This is a genomic window from Cedecea davisae (genome assembly GCF_044095835.1).
Lineage (GTDB): Bacteria > Pseudomonadota > Gammaproteobacteria > Enterobacterales > Enterobacteriaceae > Cedecea > Cedecea davisae.
In genome coordinates this window covers 105,256-130,757 of sequence record NZ_CP172054.1, presented here as the reverse complement: position 1 = coordinate 130,757, position 25,502 = coordinate 105,256, and the positions used below count along the sequence as shown (strand labels likewise).

23 protein-coding genes are annotated in these 25,502 nt (G+C 55.9%); 6 read left to right on the top strand and 17 right to left on the bottom strand.

Going from position 1 to position 25,502, the window contains the following annotated elements; translation table 11 throughout:
* Positions 1–63 precede the first annotated feature (63 nt).
* From ACG1VR_RS01030 to livK, 6 genes are all read right to left on the bottom strand, one after another.
* Positions 64–1,206, bottom strand: coding sequence for an IS481 family transposase (locus ACG1VR_RS01030; RefSeq protein WP_395488908.1), 1,143 nt, complete (start codon positions 1,204–1,206; stop codon positions 64–66).
* A gap of 148 nt (positions 1,207–1,354) precedes the next feature.
* Entirely contained in the window at positions 1,355–2,068 is a 714-nt protein-coding gene (gene livF, locus ACG1VR_RS01025; protein ID WP_395489978.1) for a high-affinity branched-chain amino acid ABC transporter ATP-binding protein LivF, read from the bottom strand.
* Position 2,069: 1 nt separating this feature from the next.
* Positions 2,070–2,837 (bottom strand): high-affinity branched-chain amino acid ABC transporter ATP-binding protein LivG, encoded by a 768-nt coding sequence (livG, locus tag ACG1VR_RS01020; RefSeq protein ID WP_016538575.1) that lies wholly within the window; start codon positions 2,835–2,837, stop codon positions 2,070–2,072.
* A complete protein-coding gene (locus ACG1VR_RS01015) occupies positions 2,834–4,111 on the bottom strand; it encodes a high-affinity branched-chain amino acid ABC transporter permease LivM (RefSeq protein ID WP_016538576.1) in 1,278 nt (425 codons plus the stop codon). Before ACG1VR_RS01015 ends, livG begins: the two co-directional genes overlap by 4 nt.
* The gene (gene livH / locus ACG1VR_RS01010) at positions 4,108–5,034 is read right to left on the bottom strand and encodes a high-affinity branched-chain amino acid ABC transporter permease LivH (protein ID WP_008457946.1); all 927 of its coding nucleotides are present in this window, start codon (positions 5,032–5,034) and stop codon (positions 4,108–4,110) included. Before livH ends, ACG1VR_RS01015 begins: the two co-directional genes overlap by 4 nt.
* A gap of 65 nt (positions 5,035–5,099) precedes the next feature.
* Entirely contained in the window at positions 5,100–6,209 is a 1,110-nt protein-coding gene (gene livK, locus ACG1VR_RS01005) for a high-affinity branched-chain amino acid ABC transporter substrate-binding protein LivK (RefSeq protein ID WP_172568825.1), read from the bottom strand.
* Positions 6,210–6,607: 398 nt separating this feature from the next.
* On the opposite strand from livK, the gene panM reads away from it, so the two are divergent.
* On the top strand, positions 6,608–6,988 hold the full coding sequence (panM, locus tag ACG1VR_RS01000) for an aspartate 1-decarboxylase autocleavage activator PanM (protein ID WP_395489975.1): 381 nt from the start codon (positions 6,608–6,610) through the stop codon (positions 6,986–6,988).
* A 146-nt stretch (positions 6,989–7,134) separates the two neighbouring features.
* Here panM and ACG1VR_RS00995 read toward each other — a convergent pair whose 3' ends face one another.
* The 3 genes from ACG1VR_RS00995 to ACG1VR_RS00985 all read right to left on the bottom strand — a co-directional run bounded on the left by ACG1VR_RS00995 (position 7,135) and on the right by ACG1VR_RS00985 (position 11,154).
* On the bottom strand, positions 7,135–8,238 hold the full coding sequence (locus tag ACG1VR_RS00995; RefSeq protein WP_072145787.1) for a branched-chain amino acid ABC transporter substrate-binding protein: 1,104 nt from the start codon (positions 8,236–8,238) through the stop codon (positions 7,135–7,137).
* A gap of 256 nt (positions 8,239–8,494) precedes the next feature.
* The gene (locus ACG1VR_RS00990) at positions 8,495–9,739 is read right to left on the bottom strand and encodes an aromatic amino acid transport family protein (RefSeq protein ID WP_395489974.1); all 1,245 of its coding nucleotides are present in this window, start codon (positions 9,737–9,739) and stop codon (positions 8,495–8,497) included.
* 149 nt (positions 9,740–9,888) lie between these two features.
* Positions 9,889–11,154 (bottom strand): 4-aminobutyrate--2-oxoglutarate transaminase, encoded by a 1,266-nt coding sequence (locus ACG1VR_RS00985; protein ID WP_395489973.1) that lies wholly within the window; start codon positions 11,152–11,154, stop codon positions 9,889–9,891.
* 118 nt (positions 11,155–11,272) lie between these two features.
* Here ACG1VR_RS00985 and ACG1VR_RS00980 point away from each other — a divergent pair, with 118 nt between their 5' ends.
* Positions 11,273–12,763, top strand: a complete 1,491-nt coding sequence (locus ACG1VR_RS00980; RefSeq protein ID WP_395489972.1) for a PLP-dependent aminotransferase family protein — start codon at positions 11,273–11,275, stop codon at positions 12,761–12,763.
* A 37-nt stretch (positions 12,764–12,800) separates the two neighbouring features.
* On the opposite strand, the gene rpoH is transcribed toward ACG1VR_RS00980, so the two are convergent.
* The 4 genes from rpoH to ftsY all read right to left on the bottom strand — a co-directional run bounded on the left by rpoH (position 12,801) and on the right by ftsY (position 17,226).
* Complete coding sequence (gene rpoH / locus ACG1VR_RS00975) at positions 12,801–13,655, bottom strand: RNA polymerase sigma factor RpoH (RefSeq protein ID WP_016538584.1); 855 nt, start codon at positions 13,653–13,655, stop codon at positions 12,801–12,803.
* A 256-nt stretch (positions 13,656–13,911) separates the two neighbouring features.
* A complete protein-coding gene (gene ftsX / locus ACG1VR_RS00970) occupies positions 13,912–14,967 on the bottom strand; it encodes a permease-like cell division protein FtsX (RefSeq protein WP_039899458.1) in 1,056 nt (351 codons plus the stop codon).
* Positions 14,960–15,628 carry a cell division ATP-binding protein FtsE gene (gene ftsE, locus ACG1VR_RS00965; RefSeq protein ID WP_016538586.1) on the bottom strand — a complete coding sequence of 223 codons (669 nt, stop codon included), beginning with the start codon at positions 15,626–15,628 and terminating at the stop codon, positions 14,960–14,962. Before ftsE ends, ftsX begins: the two co-directional genes overlap by 8 nt.
* Positions 15,629–15,630: 2 nt before the next feature.
* The gene (ftsY, locus tag ACG1VR_RS00960; protein ID WP_395489971.1) at positions 15,631–17,226 is read right to left on the bottom strand and encodes a signal recognition particle-docking protein FtsY; all 1,596 of its coding nucleotides are present in this window, start codon (positions 17,224–17,226) and stop codon (positions 15,631–15,633) included.
* 181 nt (positions 17,227–17,407) lie between these two features.
* Here ftsY and rsmD point away from each other — a divergent pair, with 181 nt between their 5' ends.
* Together rsmD and ACG1VR_RS00950 are read left to right on the top strand one after the other, a co-directional pair.
* Positions 17,408–17,995 carry a 16S rRNA (guanine(966)-N(2))-methyltransferase gene (gene rsmD / locus ACG1VR_RS00955; protein ID WP_395489970.1) on the top strand — a complete coding sequence of 196 codons (588 nt, stop codon included), beginning with the start codon at positions 17,408–17,410 and terminating at the stop codon, positions 17,993–17,995.
* Between the two features lie 5 nt (positions 17,996–18,000).
* Complete coding sequence (locus ACG1VR_RS00950) at positions 18,001–18,270, top strand: DUF1145 family protein (RefSeq protein WP_115586373.1); 270 nt, start codon at positions 18,001–18,003, stop codon at positions 18,268–18,270.
* Here the strand turns inward: ACG1VR_RS00950 and ACG1VR_RS00945 are convergent.
* Positions 18,258–18,629 carry a DUF2500 domain-containing protein gene (locus ACG1VR_RS00945; RefSeq protein WP_172568820.1) on the bottom strand — a complete coding sequence of 124 codons (372 nt, stop codon included), beginning with the start codon at positions 18,627–18,629 and terminating at the stop codon, positions 18,258–18,260. The genes ACG1VR_RS00950 and ACG1VR_RS00945 overlap by 13 nt on opposite strands.
* Before the next feature lie 122 nt (positions 18,630–18,751).
* On the opposite strand from ACG1VR_RS00945, the gene ACG1VR_RS00940 reads away from it, so the two are divergent.
* Positions 18,752–19,378, top strand: a complete 627-nt coding sequence (locus ACG1VR_RS00940) for a lysoplasmalogenase (RefSeq protein ID WP_016538591.1) — start codon at positions 18,752–18,754, stop codon at positions 19,376–19,378.
* A 2-nt stretch (positions 19,379–19,380) separates the two neighbouring features.
* Here ACG1VR_RS00940 and ACG1VR_RS00935 read toward each other — a convergent pair whose 3' ends face one another.
* The 3 genes from ACG1VR_RS00935 to ACG1VR_RS00925 all read right to left on the bottom strand — a co-directional run bounded on the left by ACG1VR_RS00935 (position 19,381) and on the right by ACG1VR_RS00925 (position 23,087).
* Positions 19,381–20,751: a PTS transporter subunit EIIC gene (locus ACG1VR_RS00935; RefSeq protein WP_395489969.1), complete on the bottom strand. Its 1,371-nt coding sequence runs from the start codon at positions 20,749–20,751 to the stop codon at positions 19,381–19,383.
* Positions 20,752–20,806: 55 nt separating this feature from the next.
* A complete protein-coding gene (locus ACG1VR_RS00930) occupies positions 20,807–21,877 on the bottom strand; it encodes an SIS domain-containing protein (protein WP_395489968.1) in 1,071 nt (356 codons plus the stop codon).
* Between the two features lie 163 nt (positions 21,878–22,040).
* On the bottom strand, positions 22,041–23,087 hold the full coding sequence (locus ACG1VR_RS00925) for a LacI family DNA-binding transcriptional regulator (protein WP_395489967.1): 1,047 nt from the start codon (positions 23,085–23,087) through the stop codon (positions 22,041–22,043).
* A 184-nt stretch (positions 23,088–23,271) separates the two neighbouring features.
* Between ACG1VR_RS00925 and zntA the strand changes: the two genes are divergently transcribed.
* Positions 23,272–25,485, top strand: coding sequence for a Zn(II)/Cd(II)/Pb(II) translocating P-type ATPase ZntA (zntA, locus tag ACG1VR_RS00920; RefSeq protein WP_395489966.1), 2,214 nt, complete (start codon positions 23,272–23,274; stop codon positions 25,483–25,485).
* Positions 25,486–25,502: the final 17 nt, after the last annotated feature.

The window sequence follows — 25,502 nt, the reverse complement described above, 5'->3', positions numbered from 1 at the left end:
CCTCTCCCACTGTACGTTCCGGGGACATAGTAGACAGATGTTCGGGGACATAGTGAACACCTTTTAACATCTTTTACCCATGATGATCGACCGGTTCTTCAGGTCGATCATTCCCACTTTCGTGCTGTACCACCACACCTCATAACAACCGTCCTCACCGCTTTCCTTCAGCCCCACTCGCTCTCCCCTGAACGCTTTGCCCGCTTTCAGGCTGATACCTCTGATGCTCAGGCTTCCACTGATATCCACTTTTCTTACCGCCACGCCGTCATCGTACTCCGGCCCGGGAGCATCGCTTCTGTACTGTCTGGCCGAAGGCTGATAGCGCGAACCCGGGACCGCCATATTCAGTCCCTCATGCGGGCGTTCAAAGTTATAGACCTCCCGCCAGTGGTCAAATACCCGCTGGAGCTGGTCGCTGTCCGTGAACCATTTCCCCTGCAGAACCTCCGCCTTCAGACTGCGGTGAAAACGCTCGAGCTTGCCCTGCGTCTGGGGATGATAAGGCCGCGAGTGCCCCACCCGGATACCCTGACGCATCAGCCACAGCTCCAGCGCGGTCCAGGTCCCGGTGGTGTCTCCCCAGGGCGCCCCGTTATCCATGGTCATCCTCTCCGGCAGGCCATAGCGCTCAAACACCTTTGTCAGATGTGACTGCACGGTCTCACGCCGCTCGTTGTCGCAGTGCGTCAGGCAGAGTGAAAACCGGGAGTGGTCGTCCAGCAGCGTGAGGGGATGGCTGCGCCCACCGGCGAAGGGAAAGTGTCCCTTAAAATCCATCTGCCAGAGGGCGTTCGGCCTGCCGTGTTCGAAGCGACCGGCAGAGGGGATACCCGGCGGTACACCGGGTAGCAGGCCGTGACGGTGCATCAGGTTGTGCACGGTACTGACGGCAGGAAGGTGGTGCCCCTGCGCTTCCAGCCAGGCCTTAATCTTGCGGGCTCCCCAGCGGGGATGGGCCAGGTGTGCCTGCTGTAACAGGTCAGCCACCTGAGCGGCGGTGGCGTTGGGAGAATGATGGGGAGCCCGTGAGCGGTCAGCGAGGCCGGGAAGTCCGGCCTCGAGAAAGCGGCAAAGCCACTTATATCCGGTGGCGGGCGCGATGCCGAAGTGGCGACAGAGCGCCCGGATGTTAGCCCCGTCCTGCGAGGCAAAGTGAACAAACTCGTGACGTAATGACATGGTATCTCTCGCATCCCAGGGCATAAGCGACTCCGGAAGAGGGTTCTTATGCCGTAGTTGTAAGTGTCTACCATGTCCCCGAACAAGTGTTCACCATGTCTCCGGTATGTACACCCACAGGGAGAGGGGGCAAACAAAAAAAACGGCAACCGAGGTTGCCGTTTTGCTTTTATTAGCCGCCCAGATAGGCGCTTCTTACCGCTTCGTTCGCCAGCAAGGCCTCGCCGGTGTCTTCCAGCACGACGTGGCCGTTTTCCAGGACGTAACCCCGGTCGGCCAGCTTCAGCGCCTGGTTGGCGTTTTGCTCAACGAGGAAGATGGTCATCCCTTCGCTGCGCAGCTGTTCGATGGTGTCGAAGATTTGCTGGATGATAATTGGCGCCAGGCCAAGCGAAGGTTCATCCAGCAGTAACAGACGCGGCTGGCTCATCAATGCCCGGCCAATCGCCAGCATCTGCTGCTCGCCGCCGGACATGGTGCCCGCCCGCTGAATGCGGCGCTCATGCAGGCGCGGAAACAGTTCATAGACGCGCTTGATGCGCTCCTGGAACTGGTCACGCTCGGCAAAAAATCCGCCCATCGCCAGGTTCTCTTCTACCGTCATGCGGGAGAAGACGCGGCGGCCTTCCGGCACGATGGCTACGGCCTCACGCATGATGCGCGCGGTGTGCCAGTCTGTAATATCTTTGCCATCAAATACCACACGGCCGTTGGTGGCCCGCGGATCGCCGCACAGCGTGCCGAGCAGCGTGGTTTTACCGGCCCCGTTGGCGCCGATCAGGGTAACGATTTCACCCTGTTTAATATGCAGACTGACTTCGTGCAGCGCCTGGATTTTTCCGTAGTGGGCGCTCACCTTGTCAAACGACAGCATTATATTTTCCATCTTATGCCTCACCCAAATAGGCGCGGATGACATCAGGGTTGTTGCGGATTTGCTCCGGCGTGCCGTTTGCCAACGGCGTTCCCTGGTTCACCACGTAGATACGGTCAGAAATGCCCATTACCAGCTTCATGTCGTGCTCAATCAGTAACACCGTGGTGTTGTGGTGATTACGCAGCTCCATGATCAGCTCATCAAGCTCATGGGTTTCTTTCGGGTTAAGGCCGGCAGCAGGCTCATCCAGCATTAAAATTTCCGGCTGAGTGACCATACAGCGAGCAATTTCCAGGCGACGTTGATCGCCATAGGCCAGGTTACTTGCCTGGCGGTTAGCGTGCTCGAGCAGGCCAATTCGCTCAAGCCAGGTTGCCGCCCGGTCCAGGGCTTCGCTCTGGGCGCGACGGAAGCCAGGGGTTTTCAGCAACCCGGAGAAAATACCGGTTTTCAGCTGCTGATGCTGAGCCACCAGCAGGTTTTCAATCACCGTCATTTCGCGGAACAGGCGTACGTGCTGGAAAGTACGCACCACGCCCATACGAGCAATCTGCTGGCCCGGCAGCCCTTCAAGATGCTGGTCACGCAGCATGATGGTGCCGCCGGTCGGCTTATAGAAGCCGGTGAGGCAGTTAAACACCGTGGTTTTACCGGCGCCGTTGGGGCCGATAAGTGAAACGATTTCCTGAGGATGCAGCTCCAGAGAGACATTGTTGACGGCGAGCAGGCCGCCGAAACGCATCATCAGGCCGCTGACGGATAACAATGGCTGACTCATGCCTGCTCTCCTTTCACTTGCTCTTTCTTCAATTTCAGGTGCGGGCGCGTCATCGGCAGCAGGCCCTGCGGACGCCAAATCATCATCAGCACCATCAGGCCACCGAGCACCAACATGCTGTATTCGTTCAGGTCACGCATCAGCTCGCGGGAAACCACCAGCAGTACGGCCGCCAGAATAACCGCAAACTGAGAGCCCATCCCGCCCAGTACCACAATCGCCAGCACAAACGCCGACTCGGCAAAGGTGAAGGACTCCGGGCTGACAAAGCCCTGGCGCGCGGCAAACAGCGTCCCGGCAAAACCGGCAAACGCGGCGCTGATGGTAAACGCGGTCAGCTTAATGCGGGTCGGATTCAGACCCAGCGAGCGGCAGGCGATTTCATCTTCGCGCAACGCTTCCCACGCGCGACCCAGCGGCATACGCAGCAGGCGGTTAATCACGAACAGCGACAGCACCACCAGCAGCAGCGCCACCAGGTAAAGAAAGATAACCCTGTCGCTGGGATCGTAGGCCACGTTGAAGAAGTTGCTGAAGGTATCCCAGCCGCCTTCACGGGCGGTACGGCTAAATTCGAGGCCAAAGAAGGTTGGTTTCGGGATCTGGCTGATGCCGTTCGGGCCACCGGTTATCTCGGTGTTATTCAGCAGCAGGATACGGACGATTTCGCCGAAGCCCAACGTCACAATCGCCAGATAATCACCACGCAGGCGCAGCACCGGGAAGCCAAGCAGGAAACCGGCGGCGGCGGCCACCAGGCCCGCCAGCGGCAGGCAAGTCCAGAAGCCAAGGCCGTAATAGTGGTTCAGCAGCGCAAAGGTATAAGCGCCAATAGCGTAGAAGCCGCCATAACCCAGCACCAGCAGGCCGGACAGCCCCACCACCACGTTCAGCCCCAGGCCGAGGATGATGTAAATCATGGTTAACGTGGCGATGTCTACCGTACCGCGCGAAACCAAAAACGGCCACGCAACGGCGGCAACCAGCAGCGCCACCAGGAACAGCTTCTGCTTAACCGTTGAGCCATCCAGCGCGGGCAGCACAAACTTCGGCCCGGAAACTTTCTTCATGCCTTTCTGGAACAGCGGGCGCAGCAGCTGGAACACCAGCACTACGGCGGTGCCGATAAGCACCCATTCCCAGCGCACGGAAGCGGCGCTGTTTACCACCAGTTTGGTACCGTCCAGGCTCAGCTGAACGCCCATAAATACCGATGCCAGAATAAAGAACATGGCCGCAGAGAGCAGCGAAAAGACAACATGCATCGGCTTCATACTTTCTCAACCTCCGGACGACCGAGGATACCGGTCGGCATCACCAGCAGCACCACTATCAGCAGAGCGAAGGAGACAACGTCTTTATATTCAGTGCTCAAATAAGCGGAGGTCAGCGCTTCGGCAACGCCGAGGATCAGGCCGCCAATCATGGCACCAGGAATGCTGCCGATACCGCCCAGAACCGCCGCGGTAAAGGCCTTCATCCCGGCCATAAAGCCGATATAAGGGTTGATAACGCCGTAGAACTGGCCGAGCAGAACGCCCGCAACCGCCGCCATCGCAGCGCCAATCACGAAGGTCAGGGAGATAACGCGGTCGGTATTAATCCCGAGCAGGCTCGCCATTTTCAAATCTTCAGCACAGGCGCGGCAGGCGCGGCCCATACGGGAATAGCGGATGAACAGCGTCAGCGCCAGCATCGCCAGGAAGGTCACCACCCAGATAACCAGCTGCATAGTAGTAATGGTGGCGGTGAAATTATCACTCGCACCCACTATCCACTGGCCGTTAAACAGGCTTGGCAGCGCAATGTCACGCGAGCCTTCGGTAAGGCTGACGTAGTTTTGCAGGAATATAGACATACCGATGGCGGAAATAAGCGCAATCAGGCGCTTGGAGTTGCGCACCGGCTTATAGGCGACGCGCTCAATGCTCCAGCCATAGGCGCTGGCGATAATAATCGCGCCGATAAAGCCTGCGCCGACCAGCATCCAGCCAACATCAATTCCGAGCATCATTAGCGCGGCGATTATCATGAAAGAGACATAGCTGCCGATCATATACACTTCGCCGTGGGCGAAGTTGATCATGCCGATAATGCCGTACACCATCGTATAGCCGATAGCTATCAGCGCATAAGTACTACCCAGCGTGACGCCGTTAAACATCTGCTGCAGGAAGTAGAGAAACTGCTCGGACATAACTTAACCTTTTAATGACCCCCCGGCAGAAAGCCGGAGGGTGGGATGACTATAGAGTCGTCGCCTTATTTCGCCACGCTGGACGAACCATCGGCGTGCCACTGGAAGACACCGAATTCAAATCCTTTCAAATCGCCTTTTTCATCCCAGTTCAGCGGCCCAATAACGGTGTTCGCGCCATGCGCTTTTAAATCTTTAACCAGCGCGGCAGGATCCTTGCTGCCGGTACGGTCCATCGCGGTTGCCAGAGACTGAACCGCCGCATAGGTTATCCAGACATACGGGCCGCTCGGGTCTTTCTTCTGTGCTTTCAGCTCATCCACGATAGCTTTGTTGGCAGGCTCCTGGTCATAGCGCTTAGGCATAGTCACCAGCATTCCTTCACCCGCCGGGCCAGCGATGTTGGACAGAGAAGCATTGCCCACGCCTTCCGGCCCCATAAACTGAGTTTTCAGACCCACGGCGCGCGCCTGGCGCAGGATCTGCCCCATTTCCGGGTAGTAACCGCCGTAGTAAACGAAGTCGATATTTTCTTTTTGCAGGCGCGCCACCAGAGTGGAGAAGTCTTTATCGCCCGCGGTGATGCCGTCGAAGAAGACGATGTTAGCCCCGCCTTTCTTCAGGCCGTCCTGCACGGAGCGCGCCAGGCCTTCACCGTATTGCTGTTTATCGTGAATGATGGCAACGCGCTGCGGCTTAACGTGCTCGAGGATGTATTTGGCCGCGGTCGGGCCCTGGGAAGAGTCCAGGCCAGCGGTGCGCATAATCATGCCGTAACCGCGCTGGGTCAGCTCTGGGTTCGTCGCGCCAGGGGTAATCATCAGGATGCCTTCATCTTCATAGATGTCGGAGGCTGGCTGAGTAGAGGAAGAGCAAAGGTGGCCGATAACGTATTTCACGCCGTCGTTCACGATTTTGTTCGCTACCGCTACGGCCTGTTTCGGATCGCAGGCGTCGTCGTATTCTACGGCAACAAGCTTGTCCCCTTTGATGCCGCCTTTGGCGTTGATGTCTTTAATAGCCTGGCGGGCACCGTTAAATTCCATGTCGCCCCACTGCGCTACCGGGCCTGACATTGCCCCGACAACAGCCACTTTAATATCTCCAGCGGTTGCCGCGTGAGACATCGCCAACGCAACCACTCCGGCGAGTAATGTCTTCGCGTTCATCTTCATCCGTTCCATCCCCATAACGTGATTAAAAAGCACTCAGTGCTTTTTTTAATCAATGACCATTTTTATCATTGCCTTGAAGGAGTTAGCGGCAAAATTTACAATTTATCCGGCTAAACTCTCTATTTTTCAGGCGATTAAGTAGAGATAATATTCTGTATTTCGCCATAGTTAAACAAAAAAAAGCACTGAAATCAGCATAAAATAGCGGTACAATGAGCCGAACAATTCACTGGATTTTAGTGCTTTATCCTGGTCAGGATTCAATCTGCCATTTTTAAGGCTGGCTTCGGTTTGCCACAAAAAGTAATCAACTGCTCAGCGGCATAAAAAAGATAAAGCGTCTGGGGCAAATAAATTGGTTACACTCGACGTTTTCCCGCTTTTTGGTTAGGTCACTTATGAAACTCACCATCATTCGTCTGTTTGAGTTTAGTGCTCAGGATAAAATTGACCTCGGCAAGATCTGGCCGGAATATTCCAGCGCCTCGCTGACGCTGAGCGATAACGAAAGGATCTATGCCGCAAAATTTAACGATCGCCTGCTCGGGGCGGTACGCGTCACGTTGACCGGTTCACAAGGCGCGCTGGATTCGCTGCGGGTGCGCGAGATCACACGTCGCCGCGGCGTGGGGCAGTACCTGCTGGAAGAAGTGATGCGGGATAACGCGGCGATTAAACACTGGTGGCTGGCGGATGTTGGCGTGGAAGACCGCGAAGCGATGGCGGCGTTTATGCAGGCTTCGGGGTTCCGCGCACAGAGCGGCGGCTGGGAGAAATAGGTGCCCCCTCACCCCGCCCCTCTCCCTAAGGGAGAGGGAGTAAACACTAAACTTCAGAGCCGTTTGCGAGAACCCTCACCCCGTCCCTCTCCCAAAGGGAGAGGGTGCAAACACTAAAACGGCAACCAGAGGTTGCCGTTTGCTGTTTATTTTGCGTCGGTCGCTGTACCGTTGGCATGCCAGGTAAACACGCCGAACTCAAAGCCCTTCAGGTCGCCCTTCTGGTCCCAGGACAGCGGCCCCATTACGGTGTTAACGCTGTTAGCCTTCAGCCATTCAGAGATTTTTGCCGGGTCTTCACTCTGGTTCAGGCCAGCCGCCAGAGACTGTAGCGCGGCGTAGGTAGTCCAGACGAATGCACCGCTCGGATCCTGTTTCTTAGCTTTAATCGCGTCCACAACCGGTTTGTTAGCCGGAACCTGATCGTAGTTCTTAGGTTTGGTAACCAGCAGGCCTTCAGCAGAATCACCGGCGATGTTAGACAGGGATACGTTCGCTACGCCTTCCGGACCCATGAACTGGGTTTTCAGGCCAGCAGCGCGGGACTGACGCAGGATCTGTCCCATTTCCGGGTGGTAGCCGCCGTAATAAACGAAGTCGATGTTCTCTTTCTTCAGGCGCGCCACCAGGGTAGAGAAATCTTTCTCACCGGCGGTAATACCGTCGAAGAACACGACGTTAGCGCCGCCTTTTTTCAGGCCATCCTGTACCGAACGCGCCAGACCTTCACCGTACTGCTGCTTGTCGTGGATTACCGCAATTCGCTTGGGCTTGACGTGGTCAAGAATGTATTTTGCTGCGGTCGGGCCCTGGTCAGAGTCCAGGCCGGTGGTGCGCAGAGTCAGCTTATAGCCGCGTGAAGTCAGCTCCGGAGCGGTTGCCGCCGGGGTGATCATCAGAATACCTTCGTCTTCATAGATATCAGACGCAGGCTGAGTGGAAGAAGAGCACAGGTGGCCGATAACGTATTTAACGCCATCGTTGACCACTTTGTTGGCTACCGCTACCGCCTGTTTCGGGTCACAGGCATCGTCATATTTGGTGATAACCAGTTTGTCGCCTTTGATCCCGCCCTTTGCATTAATATCGGCAACCGCCTGCTCGGCACCGGTAAATTCCTGATCGCCATACTGGGCAACCGGGCCAGACATCGCCCCCACTACCGCGACTTTAATATCTTTTGCCAGCGCCGCGTGGCTCATTGCCAGTGCAATGCATCCTGCCAGTAAGGCCTTACCCGTCATTTTCATCCTGAGAGTCCCCATAGTTATGGTTATTGCATTTGTTGTGTTGTTGTTTGTTAGCGCATTATTCTGATTTTATACATAAGAAAAGCATATGATAGCTAACTTAAGGGCGGCCACCCGCGCCATGGCAGCACACTATGCTAAACATAGCGTCATTTGCGATAATTTGGAAAGACATATTTGAAGGTTAGATAAAGGAAACGTGACAAAGAAATGACCGCGCCGGACGAGGCTCCGGCGCGGGTAGTCGAAACCAGAATTACCAGCCGGCGGGCAAATAGCCCAGGGCAGAAGCTATTGCATAAACCGCGCTACACAGATAAAGCAGTACGATGAAAATCTGAATCAACGGATGGGTCATAAATGCCGGGCAGGTCCAGCCGGGCGTGATATCGCCATGACGGCGGGCGCCTTTAATCATCAGAATCGGCATAATCGACAAAATCACGCCGCTGAATACCCCCGCAAAATAGAGCGCGTTAACAAACGACACCAGCCCGCTGTAGGCCAGAATAAAGGGCGGCACGGCCACCACCAGCAGCACCAGGAAGCGCTTCAGCGAAGGCTCGTCGCTGCCGAGGCGAAATCTGTCGAAAATATTAGTCAGGAAGCTACCGCCCAGCCCCCAGTACGAGGTCAGCATGGCGCACAGCGCGAACAGGTTGGCCGAAAAGAATGCCCACTCCCCCAGCGCTTTACCCCAGGAAATGGTCGCGACCTCAGAGATATTGTCCAGCCCGTTAAGCATAATGACCGACATCGGCACCAGGGCCAGCAGGCTAAAGGTGATAACCATGCCGACGATAATCGCCTTTGGCAGCTTCTCGGGTTTGTCAGCAAAGCCGCGCGCCATCTCCGGCACGATGTACTGCGCCGAGAAGCAGAACACCACAACGTTGAATACCGGCACCATATAAAGCCAGTTGCCTTCCAGCAAATAGCTCACGCTGGTCGTCTCTTTGAGTAAAGTGGCGGCCACCAGGATGGCAATCATCACCACCATGCCGACGCTAATAAATTTTTCACCCCGGCCAATCGCTTTTAGCCCCATGTACAGTACGCCTGCCGCAGGGATGAAAAACAGCACGCTGCCCAGCGCCGGGGAGATACCGAGCAAAGAGTGCAGCAGCTTGCCGCTGCCGGTCATATAGGCAGTCAATGCGCCCACGCTGTTCACACAAACCGAGAGGAACATCATCAGTGCGCCAAACTTGCCAACGTAGCGCAGAGACAGCCCGCTAAGCTGCAAATGCTGGCGGGTGCGCAGAGTCGTTTCTGCTACATAGAGCATGGTTACGGTAGTGAGACTGCCCACCAGTACCAGCCAGAATAGCAGCGGCCAGAAGCCTGCTTTACTGGAGGCATAGGCGATAGAAAGCACGCCCGCGCCAATATTAGTGCCGACAATCATCGACACGCCTTCAACAAAACTCAGGGATTTTCCAGGGACAGCCGTTCGCTCCCCGCGCGCAACGGCGGGAGAGAAGGTGGAGTTTTCAGACATAATATTTTCCAGATTACTCCGGCGGAGAGTCCCGCCGGAAAACAGGTGATATCAGGGTGATAAACCACTCACGCTGAGCAAAAAGAGCTACGCGGCCGCCTTATATTGATGACGGCCTTCCGTGGCGCCGCAGAAATTGGCCGGGGCGGTTAGCCCTTAAGCACCCGCGCAAGAATAGCCAGCGCTTTGGTGAACTGCGCATCGGGGATGGTGAGCGGGTAGAGGAAGCGAATCACGTTGCCGTAAACGCCGCAGCTCAGCAGCAGTAAACCCTGCTCCTGGGCCTTTTGCTGGATTTCTCGGGTAATTTCCGGGGAAGGTTTTCCGCTTTGCGGGTCGTTAAACTCCACCGCAACCATCGAACCTTGCCCACGTACGTCGGCAATCGCCGGGCAGCTCTGCCGGGCCTGGTTCAGCACCTCTTTCAGGTGTTCGCCCAATTGGGTTGCACGTTTGCACAGCTGCTCCTCGGCAATAACATCCAGAACAGCATGCGCGGCAGCAACGGCTAGCGGGTTACCTGCATAGGTTCCCCCCAGGCCACCCGGAGCCGGAGCATCCATCACTTCCGCGCGGCCAATCACGCCGGACAGCGGGAAGCCGCCTGCCAGGCTTTTCGCCATCGTCATCAGATCGGCTTTGATATCGTAATATTCCATCGCAAACAGCTTGCCGGTACGCGCAAACCCGGTCTGCACTTCATCGGCTATCAGCAGAATGCCGTTGGTGTCGCACAGCTCACGCAGCGCCTGCATAAACTCCGGCGGCGCAACGTTAAAACCGCCTTCGCCCTGAATCGGCTCCAGCACGATGGCCGCCACCTGGTCCGCCGCAATATCCGCTTTGAAGATGCGATCCAGGCTTTTCAGTGCGTCCCCGGTGGTTACGCCATGCGCGGCATTAGGGTAAACCGCGTGGTAAACGGAACCGGGGAACGGGCCAAAGCCAATTTTGTAAGGAGCCACTTTGCCGGTGAGCGCCATCGTCATAAAGGTACGACCATGGAAGCCGCCACCGAAGGTAATCAGGCCAGGGCGTTTGGTGTAAGCGCGGGCAATTTTCACCGCATTCTCAACGGCTTCTGCGCCGGTGGTGAAAAATGCGGTTTTGGCCGGGCCTTCAATCGGCGCCAGCTCGTTGATGCGCTCGGCAAGGGAAACATAGCTTTCGTAAGGAACAATCTGGTAAGCCGTGTGGGTAAAGGCCTGCAGCTGTTTTTCTACAGCGGCAATGACTTTTGGATGGCGATGTCCGGTGTTCAGCACCGCAATCCCTGCGGCAAAATCAATAACCTCGTTGCCTTCTACATCCCACAGAGTGGCGTTCTCAGCCTTCTCTGCAAAGTAGCTACACATCACGCCCACGCCGCGCGGGGTGGCCTGTAAACGACGCTGGTTCAGCTCTGCACTTTTCACCCTGGTCTCTCCTGTTATCTCAGTCACTTTATCGCAACAAATCAGAAACAATGTCGTTTATTTACACAGATATTGGCTCTATAATCGAGTACCAATTCAGATTATCTGAGGGATCCAATTGCGAGATTTAGTGGGTGATTTGATTCTTGTCAGGCTGCAGGAAGAGAGCGATAACCTGCTGCATAAGCGCCTTTACAATGCGCTTCGGCGCTCAATTCTGGATGGCTCACTCCCCTCCCACAGCCGCCTGCCTGCTTCTCGTGACTTAGCCAGTGAACTTAACATTTCACGCAACACGGTATTAACAGTTTACGAACAGCTGATGACTGAGGGCTATGTTGCCTCCCGCCAGGGCAGCGGAACATTTGTTGAAAAAACGCTGCCGGATCGCTTCACCTCCGCAGGCAAGGTTGGCGAAGGCGGCGCGGCTTCCGCCACGGAGGTTTCAATCTCCCGCCGGGGCCTACATCTACTTTCCCAGGTCAGCGCCAGCCCACGGCAGTGGGGAGCCTTTATTCCCGGCGTCCCGGACGTTAACGCTTTCCCACATCCGCTGTTCAGCAAGATCCAGGCTCGCATCAGCCGCCGTCCTAAGCCGGAGCGCCTCAGCTATAGCTGCAACGGCGGCACGCCGGAGCTACAGCATGCGCTGGTCGACTACCTGCGGGTTTCTCGAGGCGTAAACTGCCAGGTTGATCAAATTCTTATCACCGAAGGGATCCACCAGGCTATCGACCTGGTGACACGAATGCTGTGCGACAGGGACGACCTGGCGTGGATCGAAGAACCTTCCTACTGGGGCATTCGCCACGTACTGGCGATGAACGACGTGCGGATTACACCGCTGACCGTCGATGCTAACGGCCTCTGCCCACCGGAGACGATAACCGAAGCGCCGCGCCTGATCTTTGTCACGCCTTCACACCAATATCCGCTGGGCGCGGTGATGAGCCTGGAGCGTCGCCAGCGGCTGCTGGCCCTGGCCCGCCAGCACGGCAGCTGGATTATTGAAGACGATTACGACAGCGAATTTCGCTTTTCAGGCCAGCCGATCCCCGCGTTGCAGGGGCTGGCCGACGAAGCGCCGGTGGTTTACATCGGTACCTTCAGCAAAACGCTTTATCCAGGGCTAAGGCTCGGCTATGTGGTGCTGCCGCGCCCGCTGGTTAGCGACCTGAAAACCGCTCATGCGGAGCTGTATCGCGGCGGCCACTCGCTTATCCAACAGGCGCTGGCGGAGTTTATAACCGCCGGGCACTACTCGGCCCATATCCGCCGTATGAGGCTGCTTTATGGCCGTCGCCGCGCTTTTTTAACCGAGCTAATTTCCCGCCATTGCGGCCCGCAGGCGCTGTCAGATTTCAGCGACAATGCCGGGCTGCATCTGATTTTGAACCTGCCGGATGAAGCGGATGATGTGGCAATTGCGCAGTGCGCCAACGCCAGAAATATTCTGGTGCGCCCGCTGTCGCGCTATTACCTGACGGAGCGGCGTAAGAAGGGATTGTTGATGGGGTTTGCCAGCCTGCCTGAGAGTGAAATGGAGGCGGCGTTTGCCGTGCTGTTGGAATGTATGCCGGAGGCTAAAAAACAAAACGCCCCAGCATAAAGTGGGGCGTTCTCGGGGCGGCACTGCAATGTCGGCTTTATGCTTCTATCGCAGCTCGCAATTTTTTCATCGCGTTCTTTTCAAGCTGGCGTACACGCTCGGCGGAAACGCCATAACGGTCTGCCAGTTCTTGCAGCGTGCTCTTGTTGTCTTCGTCCAGCCAGCGTGCGCGAATAATCTGCTGGCTACGCTCGTCAAGGCCCTGCATCGCGTCGCTCAGCTTGTCGGCAGCGTGCGATTCCCAGTTATCGTCTTCAATGCCGTCGGCAAAGTTGGACGATTTGTCCTGCAGGAACAGCACAGGCGCCATCGGCTGGCCGTCTGAGTCGTCATCGTTGGACATGTCGAAGGTCATATCCTGCGCCGCCATGCGTGATTCCATCTCAAGCACGTCTTTGCTGGACACGCCAAGCTCGTTGGCAACCATTTCGACTTCGTCCTGATTAAACCAGCCCAGACGCTGCTTGGTTTTACGCAGGTTAAAGAACAGCTTACGCTGTGCCTTGGTGGTCGCGACTTTCACGATACGCCAGTTACGCAGCACGTATTCATGAATTTCGGCTTTGATCCAGTGCACGGCAAAGGAGACCAGGCGAACGCCGACTTCCGGATTAAAGCGGCGCACCGCTTTCATCAGGCCGATGTTGCCTTCCTGGATAAGGTCTGCCTGCGGCAGGCCGTAGCCGGAATAATTACGGGCAACGTGAACAACAAAGCGCAGGTGAGACAGGATCAGCTTTTTCGCTGCTTCCAGACTACCCTGGTAATGCAGCTTTTCAGCCAGCTCCTTCTCTTCCTCAGCCGTTAACATCGGCCAGGCGTTTGCAGCCCGGATATACGACTCCAGGTTACCAACAGGGGCTAAAGCTAAATTTTGCATTTCTTTGGTCATTCAAACCCTCTCTTAGAGACTGACGTACAGGTTGCCATCTACTGGCGGCGGCGCGCCTGCAATGCAGCGAGCGCCAAACCGTATCATCCACTGTACTCTCAGACAGTGATGTTATCCACAAGTTCAATGTAAAGCTGTGAATAGATTACACACAAAGTGTGACGGTTGTTGCAGCATGGCAGGGGGCACTGCGGAGTAAAACTCATCCCCTGCTGACGACGTTATCGTAGCAGAAGATGAGTATACCAAAAACTTTTTACTGTGGGGTAAAACGGCGTAAATGTTGAACAGTGGCAAGCCAGGCTGCCAGCCAGCCGATCATCGAAGAGACCAGCAGCAGCAGCAGGCATTCGTCAAAACCTAAGCCGCTGATATCGAACTTAGTGCCGAACACCTGCGCCACTTCGGTCACCGCCGAGGACAGACGCATCACCAGAATTTCCGACAGAATAAGCGACAGGAACGCCCCGCTAAAGCCGAGCAGCGCCCCGCCATAAAGGAACGGACGCAGAATAAAGCCGTCCGTCGCGCCAATCAGCTTTTGCACGTTGATGGTATCGCGGCGGGCAAAAATGCTCAGGCGAACCGAGTTGCCGATAACCAGGAATACCGCGGCCACCATCAGAATGCCTATCATCGCCGCTACGCGACCCACCAGCCCGGTCAGCGCCGCAAGGCGGGCAAACCAGCTATCGTCCATGCGCACTTCATCCACGCCGTGGATCTTCGCCACGCGGTCACGCAGCGTATTGAGGTGGTCGGTACTCTGGAAATCCAGCTTAGGGTTAACCACCGCAACCGCGGGCAGCGGGTTCTCTTCCAGCATATCCAGCGCACCGCCAAAGCCCGACCAGTTACGGAATTCGCCCAGCGCTTCTTCGCGGGAAAGGTAGTTAACTTTATCTACGCCCTCTTCCGCCTGAATCGCGCCCACAACCTGCTGCGCGGCATTGTCGTCCAGCGCCTTATCCAGATAAACGGTGATTTGCGGTGAAGGGTAATACTGCGTCGCGGCCTGGTTGACGTTTTTGTAAACCATATAACAAACGCTCGGCAGCGTGAGGGAGATGGCAATTACCATCACCGTCAGGAACGTCGCCAGCGGCTTGCTCTTTAAATCTTGAAGCGCGCCTTCCCAGGCGTAGCGGAACTGTTCATTCACGCCCCCCTTGAGGGAGCGGCTTTTCGACTGCGGCCCTTTGCCACGCTTTTTCACCGAGCGGCCCAGATCGCCAAGCTTGTTCAGCTTGTTGAATTTATCCAGCTTGTTGCTGAAGCGCTTAATATGGTTGAGCGCACTGTTTCTATTCACCTGCCAGGCCTCCATGCAAATGGCCGTCGCTTAGCGTCAACATACGGTAGTTGCGGCGCGAGATTAGCCCCATGTCGTGGGTTGCCATCAGAACCGTCACGCCGACGCGGTTAAATTCTTCAAACAGGCGCAGAATGCCTTCCGACAGCGCGTCATCCAGGTTACCGGTCGGTTCATCCGCCAGCAGTACCGCAGGCTTATTCACCACCGCACGGGCAATGCCCACGCGCTGCTGCTCACCGCCGGAGAGTTGGATTGGGAAATTTTTCGCTTTGTCCAGCAGCCCAACCTTATCTAATGCCGCCGAGACGCGACGGCGAATATCTTCGCCGCTGGCGCCGGCGATGATCAGCGGAATGGCCACGTTGTCGTAAACGGTTCTGTCCATCAACAGGTGGTGATCCTGGAAAATCATGCCGATCTGGCGCCGCAGGAACGGCACCTCACGGCTCTTCAGGCGGCTAATATCGTGGCCGCCGAAAGAGATTTTCCCGGCGCTTGGCCGCTCGATACCACAGATAAGCTTGAGCAGGGTACTTTTCCCTGCGCCAGAGTGGCCGGTCAGAAAGGCCATCTCGCCCGGTTGCATATGGAAGGTGACTCCCTGCAACGCTTGTCTCCCACCGAGATAGGCTTTACTGACGTGTTCAAAGCGAATCATTGTTAATCCTCTCGGGCAAAAAGTGCCTCTATAAAGTCGCCCGCATTAAACGGTCGCAAATCAGAAATTTGTTCGCCGACGCCAATGTAGCGAATCGGAATACCGAACTGGTCTGCCACAGAGAAGATAACGCCACCCTTGGCGGTCCCGTCCAGTTTGGTCAGGGTGATGCCCGTTAGCCCCACCGCTTCGTGGAACAGTTTAGCCTGGCTTACCGCATTCTGACCGGTGCTGGCGTCGATGGTGAGCATAACCTCATGCGGGGCGTCTTCGTCCAGCTTTTTCATAACCCTGACAATTTTCTTCAGCTCTTCCATCAGGTGTGCTTTATTTTGCAGGCGCCCTGCGGTGTCGGCTATCAGGACGTCAACATTACGCGCCTTCGCCGCCTGGATAGCATCGAAGATAACCGAAGCGGAATCCGCGCCGGTATGCTGAGCCACCACAGGAATATTGTTGCGCTGGCCCCAAACCTGTAGCTGTTCAACCGCCGCCGCGCGGAAGGTATCGCCCGCCGCCAGCATCACGGATTTACCCTGCTGCTCAAACTGGCGTGCCAGCTTGCCGATGGTCGTGGTTTTACCCACGCCGTTAACGCCAACCATCAGGATAACAAACGGCGTTTTGCCTTCAACATTCAGCGGCTCGTCCACTTTGGCGAGGATATCGCTCATCTCTTCCTTCAGCAGGCCGTATAACGCCTCGGCGTCACGCAGCTGTTTGCGGCTTGCGCCTTCCGTCAGGTTGTTGATGATTTTACGGGTGGTTTCCACCCCAACGTCGGCAATCAGAAGCTGCTCTTCCAGCTCTTCAAACAGATCATCGTCGATTTTTTTGCCGCGGAACAGACTGATAAATCCGGAACCGAGGTTTTGTTTGGTTTTGACCAGGCTGCGCTTCAGGCGCGCAAAGAAACCTTCTTTGGTTGGCTTCTCTTGTTCCTGCTGGACCGCTGCCGGAACCACTTCTTCAACCGCTTCCGGTTCGGCTTCATCAACGGTTTCAGGCTCGGCCTCTGGCTCTACGAGCTGTGCTTCGGCGAATAAAGCTTTTGCTTCGGCCACTTCTTCTTCAATGATTTCGTCCTGCTCGGCCTGCCATTCGTCCGGCTGTACCGCGCTTTCAGTAACGTCTTCCGGCAGCGGCAGAACTTCGTGCTCTACGGCAGCGACCGGCTGCTCGATAACTTCTGGCTCAACGGCAGCCACCACAGGTTCGATGATTTCCGGCTCTGGCTCGGCAATCACTTCCGGCTCTACAACCACCTCGGGTTCAACAACGGCCTCAGGCTCGGGGGCGACTTCCGGTTCAGGGATGATTTCCGGCTCGGCAACGGCGGCATCTTCTTCCACCAGCAGCTGATTAACTTCAACCACCTCCCGGGCAAATTTTTGGGACTCCTCCAGTGAGTGCTCACTAACTAAATCCTGAGTTTCTTGTTCAGCAGCCTGGGGCTGTTGAGGCGCTTCCTGTTGTGCAGCCTGTTCAGTAACCGGTTGTTCTTCTGCTACTTTTTTTTCTGTTTCTGCTTCCGGTTGTTGATCTTTCTGGCCAAATCCCAGCCAGGAAAAAAAGCCACGTTTTTTCTCTTTCGCCATTTGCGACTACACTCCTCGCTGTTAACTCATGGCACAGACCCGATTCTGCTTGCCACGGGCATAAAAAATAGTGGGCTAGTCTACCACTTTCCCGGCGCGGCATCACTCCGGTGGAATAAGGTTTCCTGGCCGGACATGCGCCGCTAGAATAGCCGCAAAATTTAGCATCGCAGTGAGAGCAATGAAGAAACCCCAATCCGCTGGCTCCGGCCAGATCCGCATAATCGGCGGCCAATGGCGTGGCCGAAAACTCCCGGTTCCCGACAGCCCGGGCCTGCGTCCGACTACCGACCGGGTACGCGAAACGCTGTTTAACTGGCTGGCGCCTTCAATGGTGGACTCACATTGCCTCGACTGTTTTGCCGGTAGCGGCGCACTTGGCCTGGAGGCGCTATCGCGCTATGCCGCCAGCGCCACGTTGATTGAAATGGATCGCGCCGTCTCCCAGCAGTTGCAAAAGAACCTGGCGACCTTAAAAGCCAATAACGGCAAAGTGCTGAACGCCAATACGCTCAACGTGCTGGCGCAGCCGGGTACGCCGCATAACGTGGTGTTTGTTGACCCGCCGTTCCGCAAGGGGCTACTGGACGAAACCCTCGCCCTGCTGGAGAAAAACAGCTGGCTGGCGGACGAAGCGCTTATCTACGTTGAAAGTGAAGTGGAAAATGGTCTACCCGTAGTGCCAAAAAACTGGGCGCTGCACCGTGAAAAGGTGGCCGGCCAGGTTGCCTACCGTCTGTTTATTCGTGAAGCTCAAGGAGCCGCATAATGCCGATTCTGATTAACTTTGGCCGCCTGCTGATGCTGTGCGTGTGGGGCTTTCTGATTTTCAACCTGTTTCATCCATACCCGCGCCCGCTCAACATCTTTGTGAACGTCGCGCTGATATTTATGGTGATAATGCATGGCCTGCAGCTCAGCCTGCTGAAGGCGACCCAGCCTAAAGACGGCCCGGCGCTGCCTCGCATCGAGCAAATTAAAATCTTCGTGTTTGGCGTGTTTGAACTGCTGGTCTGGCAGAAGAAGCTGCGTCAGGGCAAGTGAGGCGCTTCGGGGGCGAAGCTGACAAAGCGCGTCCCCTTATAGCTTAGCTGCCCTTTGTCTCCCACCGTCACCTGATTGTATTCCGCCGCGGTAACGCGCATTTTCATCTCCATGCCGCCGCTCTGTGGCGCGAACCAAATTTCGTAACGCATTGAGTCCTCGGCGGGGATCACTTCCCTCTGGCGCGAGCGCCGGTCATTGAGAGGCTTTTCTCGCTTCGTTGCCACCACCACCTTTTTCACGCTCAACGGGGCCGCATCGTTTTCCATATTCTGGCGTCGCTGATGCAGGTAGCGGAAGGAAGCTGCGACCACGATTAACACGATGATCGCTATGATGAAAACGGGCGGTTTGCTCATGGCTTTGTCTCAAGTTGTCAGGCACTTTTAAGCATAACCCTGGCGCGACGGCGTTGTCATCTGCGCCGCTTAACCACTAGACTGAGCACAGTGACGCCTGACAATTAAAATAAGGACATATCATGCTTTGGTCATTTATTGCAGTTGCTTTATCAGGTTGGATTTATATCGACGCCTCCTGGCGAGGCCCCGCCTGGCAGCGCTGGGTTTTCAAGCCTGTTACCCTACTGCTCCTGCTTTTGCTTGCCTGGCAAGCGCCGATGTTTGAAGCCTCCGGCTACCTGATTGTCGCCGGTTTGCTGGCAACCCTGGTGGGCGATGCGTTAACGCTGTTGCCGACCCAGCGCCTGCTGTACGCCGTTGGCGCTTTCTTCCTTTCGCACCTGCTGTACACCATCTATTTCGCCAGCCAGATGACCTTCGCTATCTTCTGGCCGCTGCCTCTGGCGCTGCTGATTATCGGCGCGCTGCTGGTCGCCACTATCTGGACCCGGCTGGAAACACTGCGCATGCCGATCCTGACCTTTATCGGCATGACGCTGGTGATGGTATGGCTGGCCGCCGAGCTGTACTTCTTCCGCCCGACCGCTAACAGTTTCTCCGGGTTTATTGGTGCCAGCCTGCTGCTGCTCGGCAATATTGTCTGGCTGGTTAGCCACTATCGTCATCGCTTCAGAGGCGACAGCGCAATCGCCGCCGCCTGCTATTTTGCCGGGCACTTTATGATTGTTCGTGCCCTTTATATCTGAGCTTAGCGCCTCTCTTCTACGAGAGAGGCGGGTTCCAGCCTGCGGGTTTTACCGTAGATAATGGTCAATACCGCAGGCACCGTGAACGCCACCGCGATGGCAAAGACTTCATAAATCATCTTCGAATCAGGCCCGCTGAATAACCCCAGCTCGAACACGTTGAGCACCGGCAGGAAGCTGTAGGTTTTTACCCCCAGCAGCCCGGTAATGCCGCCTCCAAGCGCCGCCCCAATGCAGCCAAACACAAACAGCATGCGGTATTTGAGGTTCACGCCGTACAAAGCAGGCTCGGTAATGCCGAAGAAGGCGGAGAGTGAAGCAGAGATAGCAATCTGCTTATCTTTGAGGTTACGGGCGATAAATATCGCGCCGAATACCGCGCCAAATTGCCCCATCACCGCCGACATAAACATCGCCATAATGGTGTCGTAACCGTTGACCTGAATATTGATAAGCGCCAGCGGGATGATGCCCCAGTGCACGCCGAATACCACGAACAGCTGCCCAATCCCGGCCAGTAATGCCCCGGAGATAACCGGGCTGAGGTTGTACAGCCACGCATAACCGTTCGCGATGCCCACGCCCACGTAATCCGCCACCGGGCCTATCACGGTAAACACCACAAACCCGCTGATAATCAGCGACAGGCAGGGAACAAATACCAGCGCCGCAATCTCAGGAATGACCTTCTTCAGCCAGCGTTCCACGTAGCTCTGGAACAGCACGGCAAACACCGCCGGAATAACCGCTCCGCCGTAGATTTTAACGTTCAGCGCCAGACCCATTACGTGAAACGCGCCGGGTACGCTGGCATCCGTCAGCGGGAATATCATCGCCGCCGTTAGCGCCAGCGCGCTGAATTTATTGGTTTTAAACCGCTCTGCTGCGGTAACGGCGATAAACAGCGGCAGCATCACAAATACGCCGCTGGAAAGCGCATTAAACACGGTGAAAATATAGGAATGAGTGCCCACCAGGCTCATGGTTTGCAGCAGCACCACTATCCCTTTCACCACCCCAACGCCCGCCAGCACGCCGATGTACGGGGTAAAAATGGCCGACAGCGTAGCCAGCAGGCGGTTGATAACCGAGCCCTTCGGCGCTGCCGCCTCGTCCTGGTTTTGCTCACCAAGCTGCGCCGTTATCTCCAGAAATACTTTTTCAACCTTCGGCCCGATGACAATCTGAAACTGCCCCGGGTTTTCAATCAGCTTGACTACCTCCGGTAATTTATAAAGCTCGTCTTTATTAATCTTAGTTTTGTCTTTAATAGTAAAACGCAGACGCGTGGCGCAGTGGGTAAGATGCTCTATATTTTCTGCTTCACCGACGTGCTTAATTATCTGCCGGGCAAGTTGAGCGAAGGTAGCCATAGTCATTCCTCAGTAGCAAGGTATGGAAATTATTTTATGTAGGGTACAGCCCGTATCAGGCGTAATCGCCCGGTTTGGTTTTACTTTTTACCGCAACGCCAAAATCGGTGAAAATGCGTTGTGGAAGGTTATTCCCTTTCGCCTCGGCAATATGATGAGCCAGGATCTGGAATGGGATCACTAAGATCAGCGGCGCAATAAATTCATCAACCTCAGCATTGACGCTAAGCGTGCGGGGATCGTTGTCTTCACCTAATTTAACTGTGTACACATAGTCGGTATATTTTTGCTCATAGGCTTTCAGCAATAATAACCTTTCACGCGCTATGCCCGGCGTATCAATAAAGAACATGCGGTGATTGCCGTTTACCTCGAAATAAGGCCCGTGCATAAAGGTTTCCAGCTCTACGCCCTGAGAAGGCACGCGAATAGTCTCGGCAAATTTGGTCTCCATCTCTTTAATCACGCCAACGCCTGGCCCAAAGCCAATCGCGGTAAATCGCGGCGAAGCGACCAGCTCATCCTGCCATTTGCTAAAGAAAGATTCTGTAGCGGAGATAACCGCCGGAATCGCCTTAACCGCTTTTTCCAGTTTCGCCAGTTCGACGGCTTCCTGCTCCGCGCTCAGTTTGCCGCTTCGGCGGGCGGAAAAAATGCCCAGCAGCATAAATTTCAAAATGGTGGCAACGTAGCCTTTAGTGACATAGCCCACCCGCTCTTCGCCAATTTCGATATCGACAACATGATCAACGGTACGCGCCAGTTCGCTGCCCATTTTGCTGGTTATGCCGAGGGTTTTTACCTCATGTGACCGGCGAATATGTTGGATAGCGTTGATGGTGGAAGTGCTCTCCCCGCTCTGGGAAACGCCAATCACCAGGTCCGTAGTTTCGGCAAATTTTTCGTAATGCTGGAAATGAAAAGGCTCCTCCACCGTAATGCGCACATCCGCCAGCTTCTCCACGTAATATTTGGCGCTTTTGATGGCGTTAATGCTGGAACCGGTCGCCAGCACCAGCCAGTTTTTTTGCCCGTTAAGCACCGGCAGGTCGGACGGATAGCGGGCAATCATGGCGCTAAGCGTCGCCTGTTCCTCGTGGATGTAGGTCATCATTGTCGGTTTCATCGGCTCTCCTGTAATCAAAACCTGAAAACGTTTTCAGGTTTTAGGCTAGAGGAGTCAGACGAGGCTTGTCAACGCCAGATCGTGCAATTGCTAGCGGGATCAAAAAATGGAGTGAAGGGCGGCTACAGGCGGAGGCAAGGTAATATGCTTCCGCCGTTGAAAATTAACAGGATTCGCCTTTTACCAGCATAAGAGGCGTTTTTTCCGACACGCTTACAACATTATCCTGATTAAGAATTGCCATTAAACGTGCCATTACCTCTTTACCGATCAGCGCATTTTGATGGTCAACCGTGGTGATGCGGGGAATAAAATATTCGCTACCCGGAAAATATTCACAGCTGACAATGGCGATATTTTCAGGCACCGATATATTTTTATCTTTTAATGCCCGGATCGCACCTTTAGCGACATGATCGTTAATCGCGACAATGGCATCAGGCAGCTTTTCATTCCCGGAAATTAATTTCTCAATGGCTTCATAGCCGTGCTGTAAATAGAAATTATTAAGCACGATTGAACTTGTATTAACCGGTAAACCGGCCTGCTCCAGCTCTTCTCTGAATACGGCTTCACGCTCGCGGGTAATATAAACATTTTTCGAGCCGCCAATAAAACCAATATGCCGGTAGCCTTTAGAAATGAGATGCCGGGTCGCCAGCCTGACGCACCCGGCCTGATCGCGCTCAACGCAGGCGTACTCGACGCCCGGGAGCCTGCGGCCAACCACCACTACCGGCACGGTGGCAATCAGCTTTTTCAGCTCCTGCATATAAGTTGCCGAGATATCGTTGTAGTCAATGTTGCCACCCAGAATGATAACGCCGTCAATCTGGCTGTCGGTAATGGAATTGAAAATATGCTCTTCTGGCACCACCGGTGCCTCGCGGGAGCTTTTATTCGCCGACTGAGTATCGTAGAGCGTGACCTTATAACCCAGCCGCAAACTTTCGTGCTCAATCTGCGCCACCAGCGTAACAAAATAAGGGTTGCTGATGTCCGAAACCACGATAGCCAGAGTCTGGGTTTTCTTCGAAATCATCCCTCGCGCCAGCAAATTAGGGCTGAAGTTATGCTCCTGGATAACTTTTTCCACCCGGCTGCGGGTTTTATCCGCCACCCAGCTATTGTTATTCAGCACCCTCGAGACCGTGGCGATGGAAACCTGCGCCAGCTCGGCAATATCTTTGATTGTCAGCGGTTTTTTCATTATTACATTCTCATCCCGACCTGCGCTTAATACTAGGGGAAGCGCCAGAGGGAAGCAAAGAGCAATCCCGAAAAGTGCCGTCCGGGTGCAATTAACCGCCCGCGGCAAAAATCCCTCTTGACTCTGGAGTTGGCTCCAGAGTGTAACATCGGTAATGAGAAAATTATCATTACCGGAGGGCGCCATGCTCAACACACCTCAAGACGGCAAAAAACCACCGCAGTTTGCGCTAGCCAAACTTAGCCCGCTGCAGGCGGAAGGCCCCTCCTGCTGCGCAGATGAAACCTGTTCTTCCGCAGTACCTGAGCCAGAAATCGCCGACGGCGGCAGCCGCTACGGCTGGCACGTTGAGGGTATGGACTGCGCGGCATGCGCCCGCAAAGTCGAAAATGCCGTGAAGCAGATTAGCGATGTACGGCAGGTACAGGTGCTGTTCACCACCGAAAAATTGCTGGTCAACGCGGAGCGGGATATCCGCGCGGATGTAGAAAAGGCGGTAAGAGCCGCCGGTTACACTCTGAGCGACGCCAATGCGCCGAAGCAGGAAAAAAGCGCTGGATGGCGCGAGAACCTGCCGCTGATCCTGCTTATCGTCCTGATGGTCATTAGCTGGGGGCTGGAGCAGGTTAATCACCCGCTTGGCAATCTGGCCTTTGTTGCCACAACGCTGGTAGGCCTGTGGCCGATTGCCCGCCAGGCCGTGCGCCTGATGCGCAGCGGCAACTGGTTCGCCATCGAAACGCTGATGAGCGTCGCGGCAATTGGCGCCCTGTTTATCGGTGCCACCGCCGAAGCGGCGATGGTGCTGCTGCTGTTCCTGATTGGCGAGCGTCTTGAATCTTACGCCGCCAGCCGCGCACGCAGGGGAGTCAGCGCCTTAATGGCGTTAAAGCCGGACGTCGCTATTCGCCTCCGGGACGGCGAGCGCGAAACCGTCGCCCAGGCCGACCTGCGCCCGGGAGACATTATTGAAGTTGCAGCGGGCGGGCGCCTTCCTGCCGATGGTCGGTTGCTGAGCGAATTTGCCAGCTTCGACGAAAGCGCCCTCACCGGCGAGTCTGTGCCGGTCGAACGCCAAAGCGGAGAAAAGGTCGCGGCCGGCAGCACCAGCGTTGACCGTCTGGTACAGCTGGAAGTGCTTTCCGAACCGGGCGACAGCGCCATCGACCGCATCCTGCGCCTGATTGAAGAGGCGGATGAACGCCGTGCGCCAATTGAACGCTTTATCGACCGCTTCAGCCGTATTTATACGCCGATAATCATGCTGCTCGCGCTGCTGACCGCGGTCATTCCGCCGCTGTTATTCGGCCAGGGCTGGGAGCCGTGGATTTATAAAGGCCTGACGCTGCTGCTGATTGGCTGCCCTTGCGCGCTGGTCATTTCTACACCTGCGGCCATTACCTCCGGCCTGGCAGCCGCCGCTCGCCGTGGGGCGCTGATTAAGGGCGGTGCCGCGCTGGAAAGGCTCGGCCAGGTACAGCAGGTGGCGTTCGACAAAACCGGCACGCTGACCGCGGGCAAACCGCAGGTTACGGGTGTTAGGGTTAATGGAGATATTGAGGAAAACGCTTTGCTGGCGCTGGCCGCAGCGGTAGAGCAAGGCTCAACTCATCCGCTGGCACAGGCGATTGTGAACGCCGCTCAGCAGCGGAACCTCTCGCTGCCGGTAGCGCAAAATCACCGTGCGCTGGCGGGCGTTGGCGTGGAAGCCAATATCAGCGGTGAAACCGTGCTGCTCAGCTCTCCGTCTAAACTAACCGCTGGCGAACTGAATGACACATGGCAGCAAAGCATTGCTCAGCAGGAAGAACAGGGCCAGACGGTGATCGTCGTGCTGCGCGCCGGGCAATTACTCGGCACAATAGCCATGCGGGATACGCTGCGCGGCGACGCCCGCGAGGCGGTTGCGGCTCTGCGTGAACTGGGGATTCAGGGCGTAATGCTGACGGGCGATAACCCACGAGCGGCGGCGGCCATTGCCGGAGAATTGGGCATCGACTACCGCGCCAGCCTGCTACCGGCGGATAAAGTAGCGGCGGTGAACAAGCTGAATGCGGCAGCGCCGCTGGCAATGGTTGGCGACGGCATTAACGATGCCCCGGCGATGAAAGCGGCGACTATCGGCATCGCGATGGGCAGCGGCACCGACGTGGCGCTGGAAACCGCAGATGCGGCATTAACCCACAATCGCCTGACCGAACTTGCCGGAATGGTGAAGCTCGCCAGAGCAACCCACAACAACATTCGCCAGAACGTGACGATAGCGCTGGGCCTGAAGGGGATTTTCCTCGTCACTACACTGTTCGGCCTCACCGGCCTTTGGCTGGCGGTACTGGCCGACTCCGGCGCAACCGCGCTGGTCACCGCTAACGCCATCCGGCTACTGCGTAAGAAATAGATATCGAGGCATCTCGC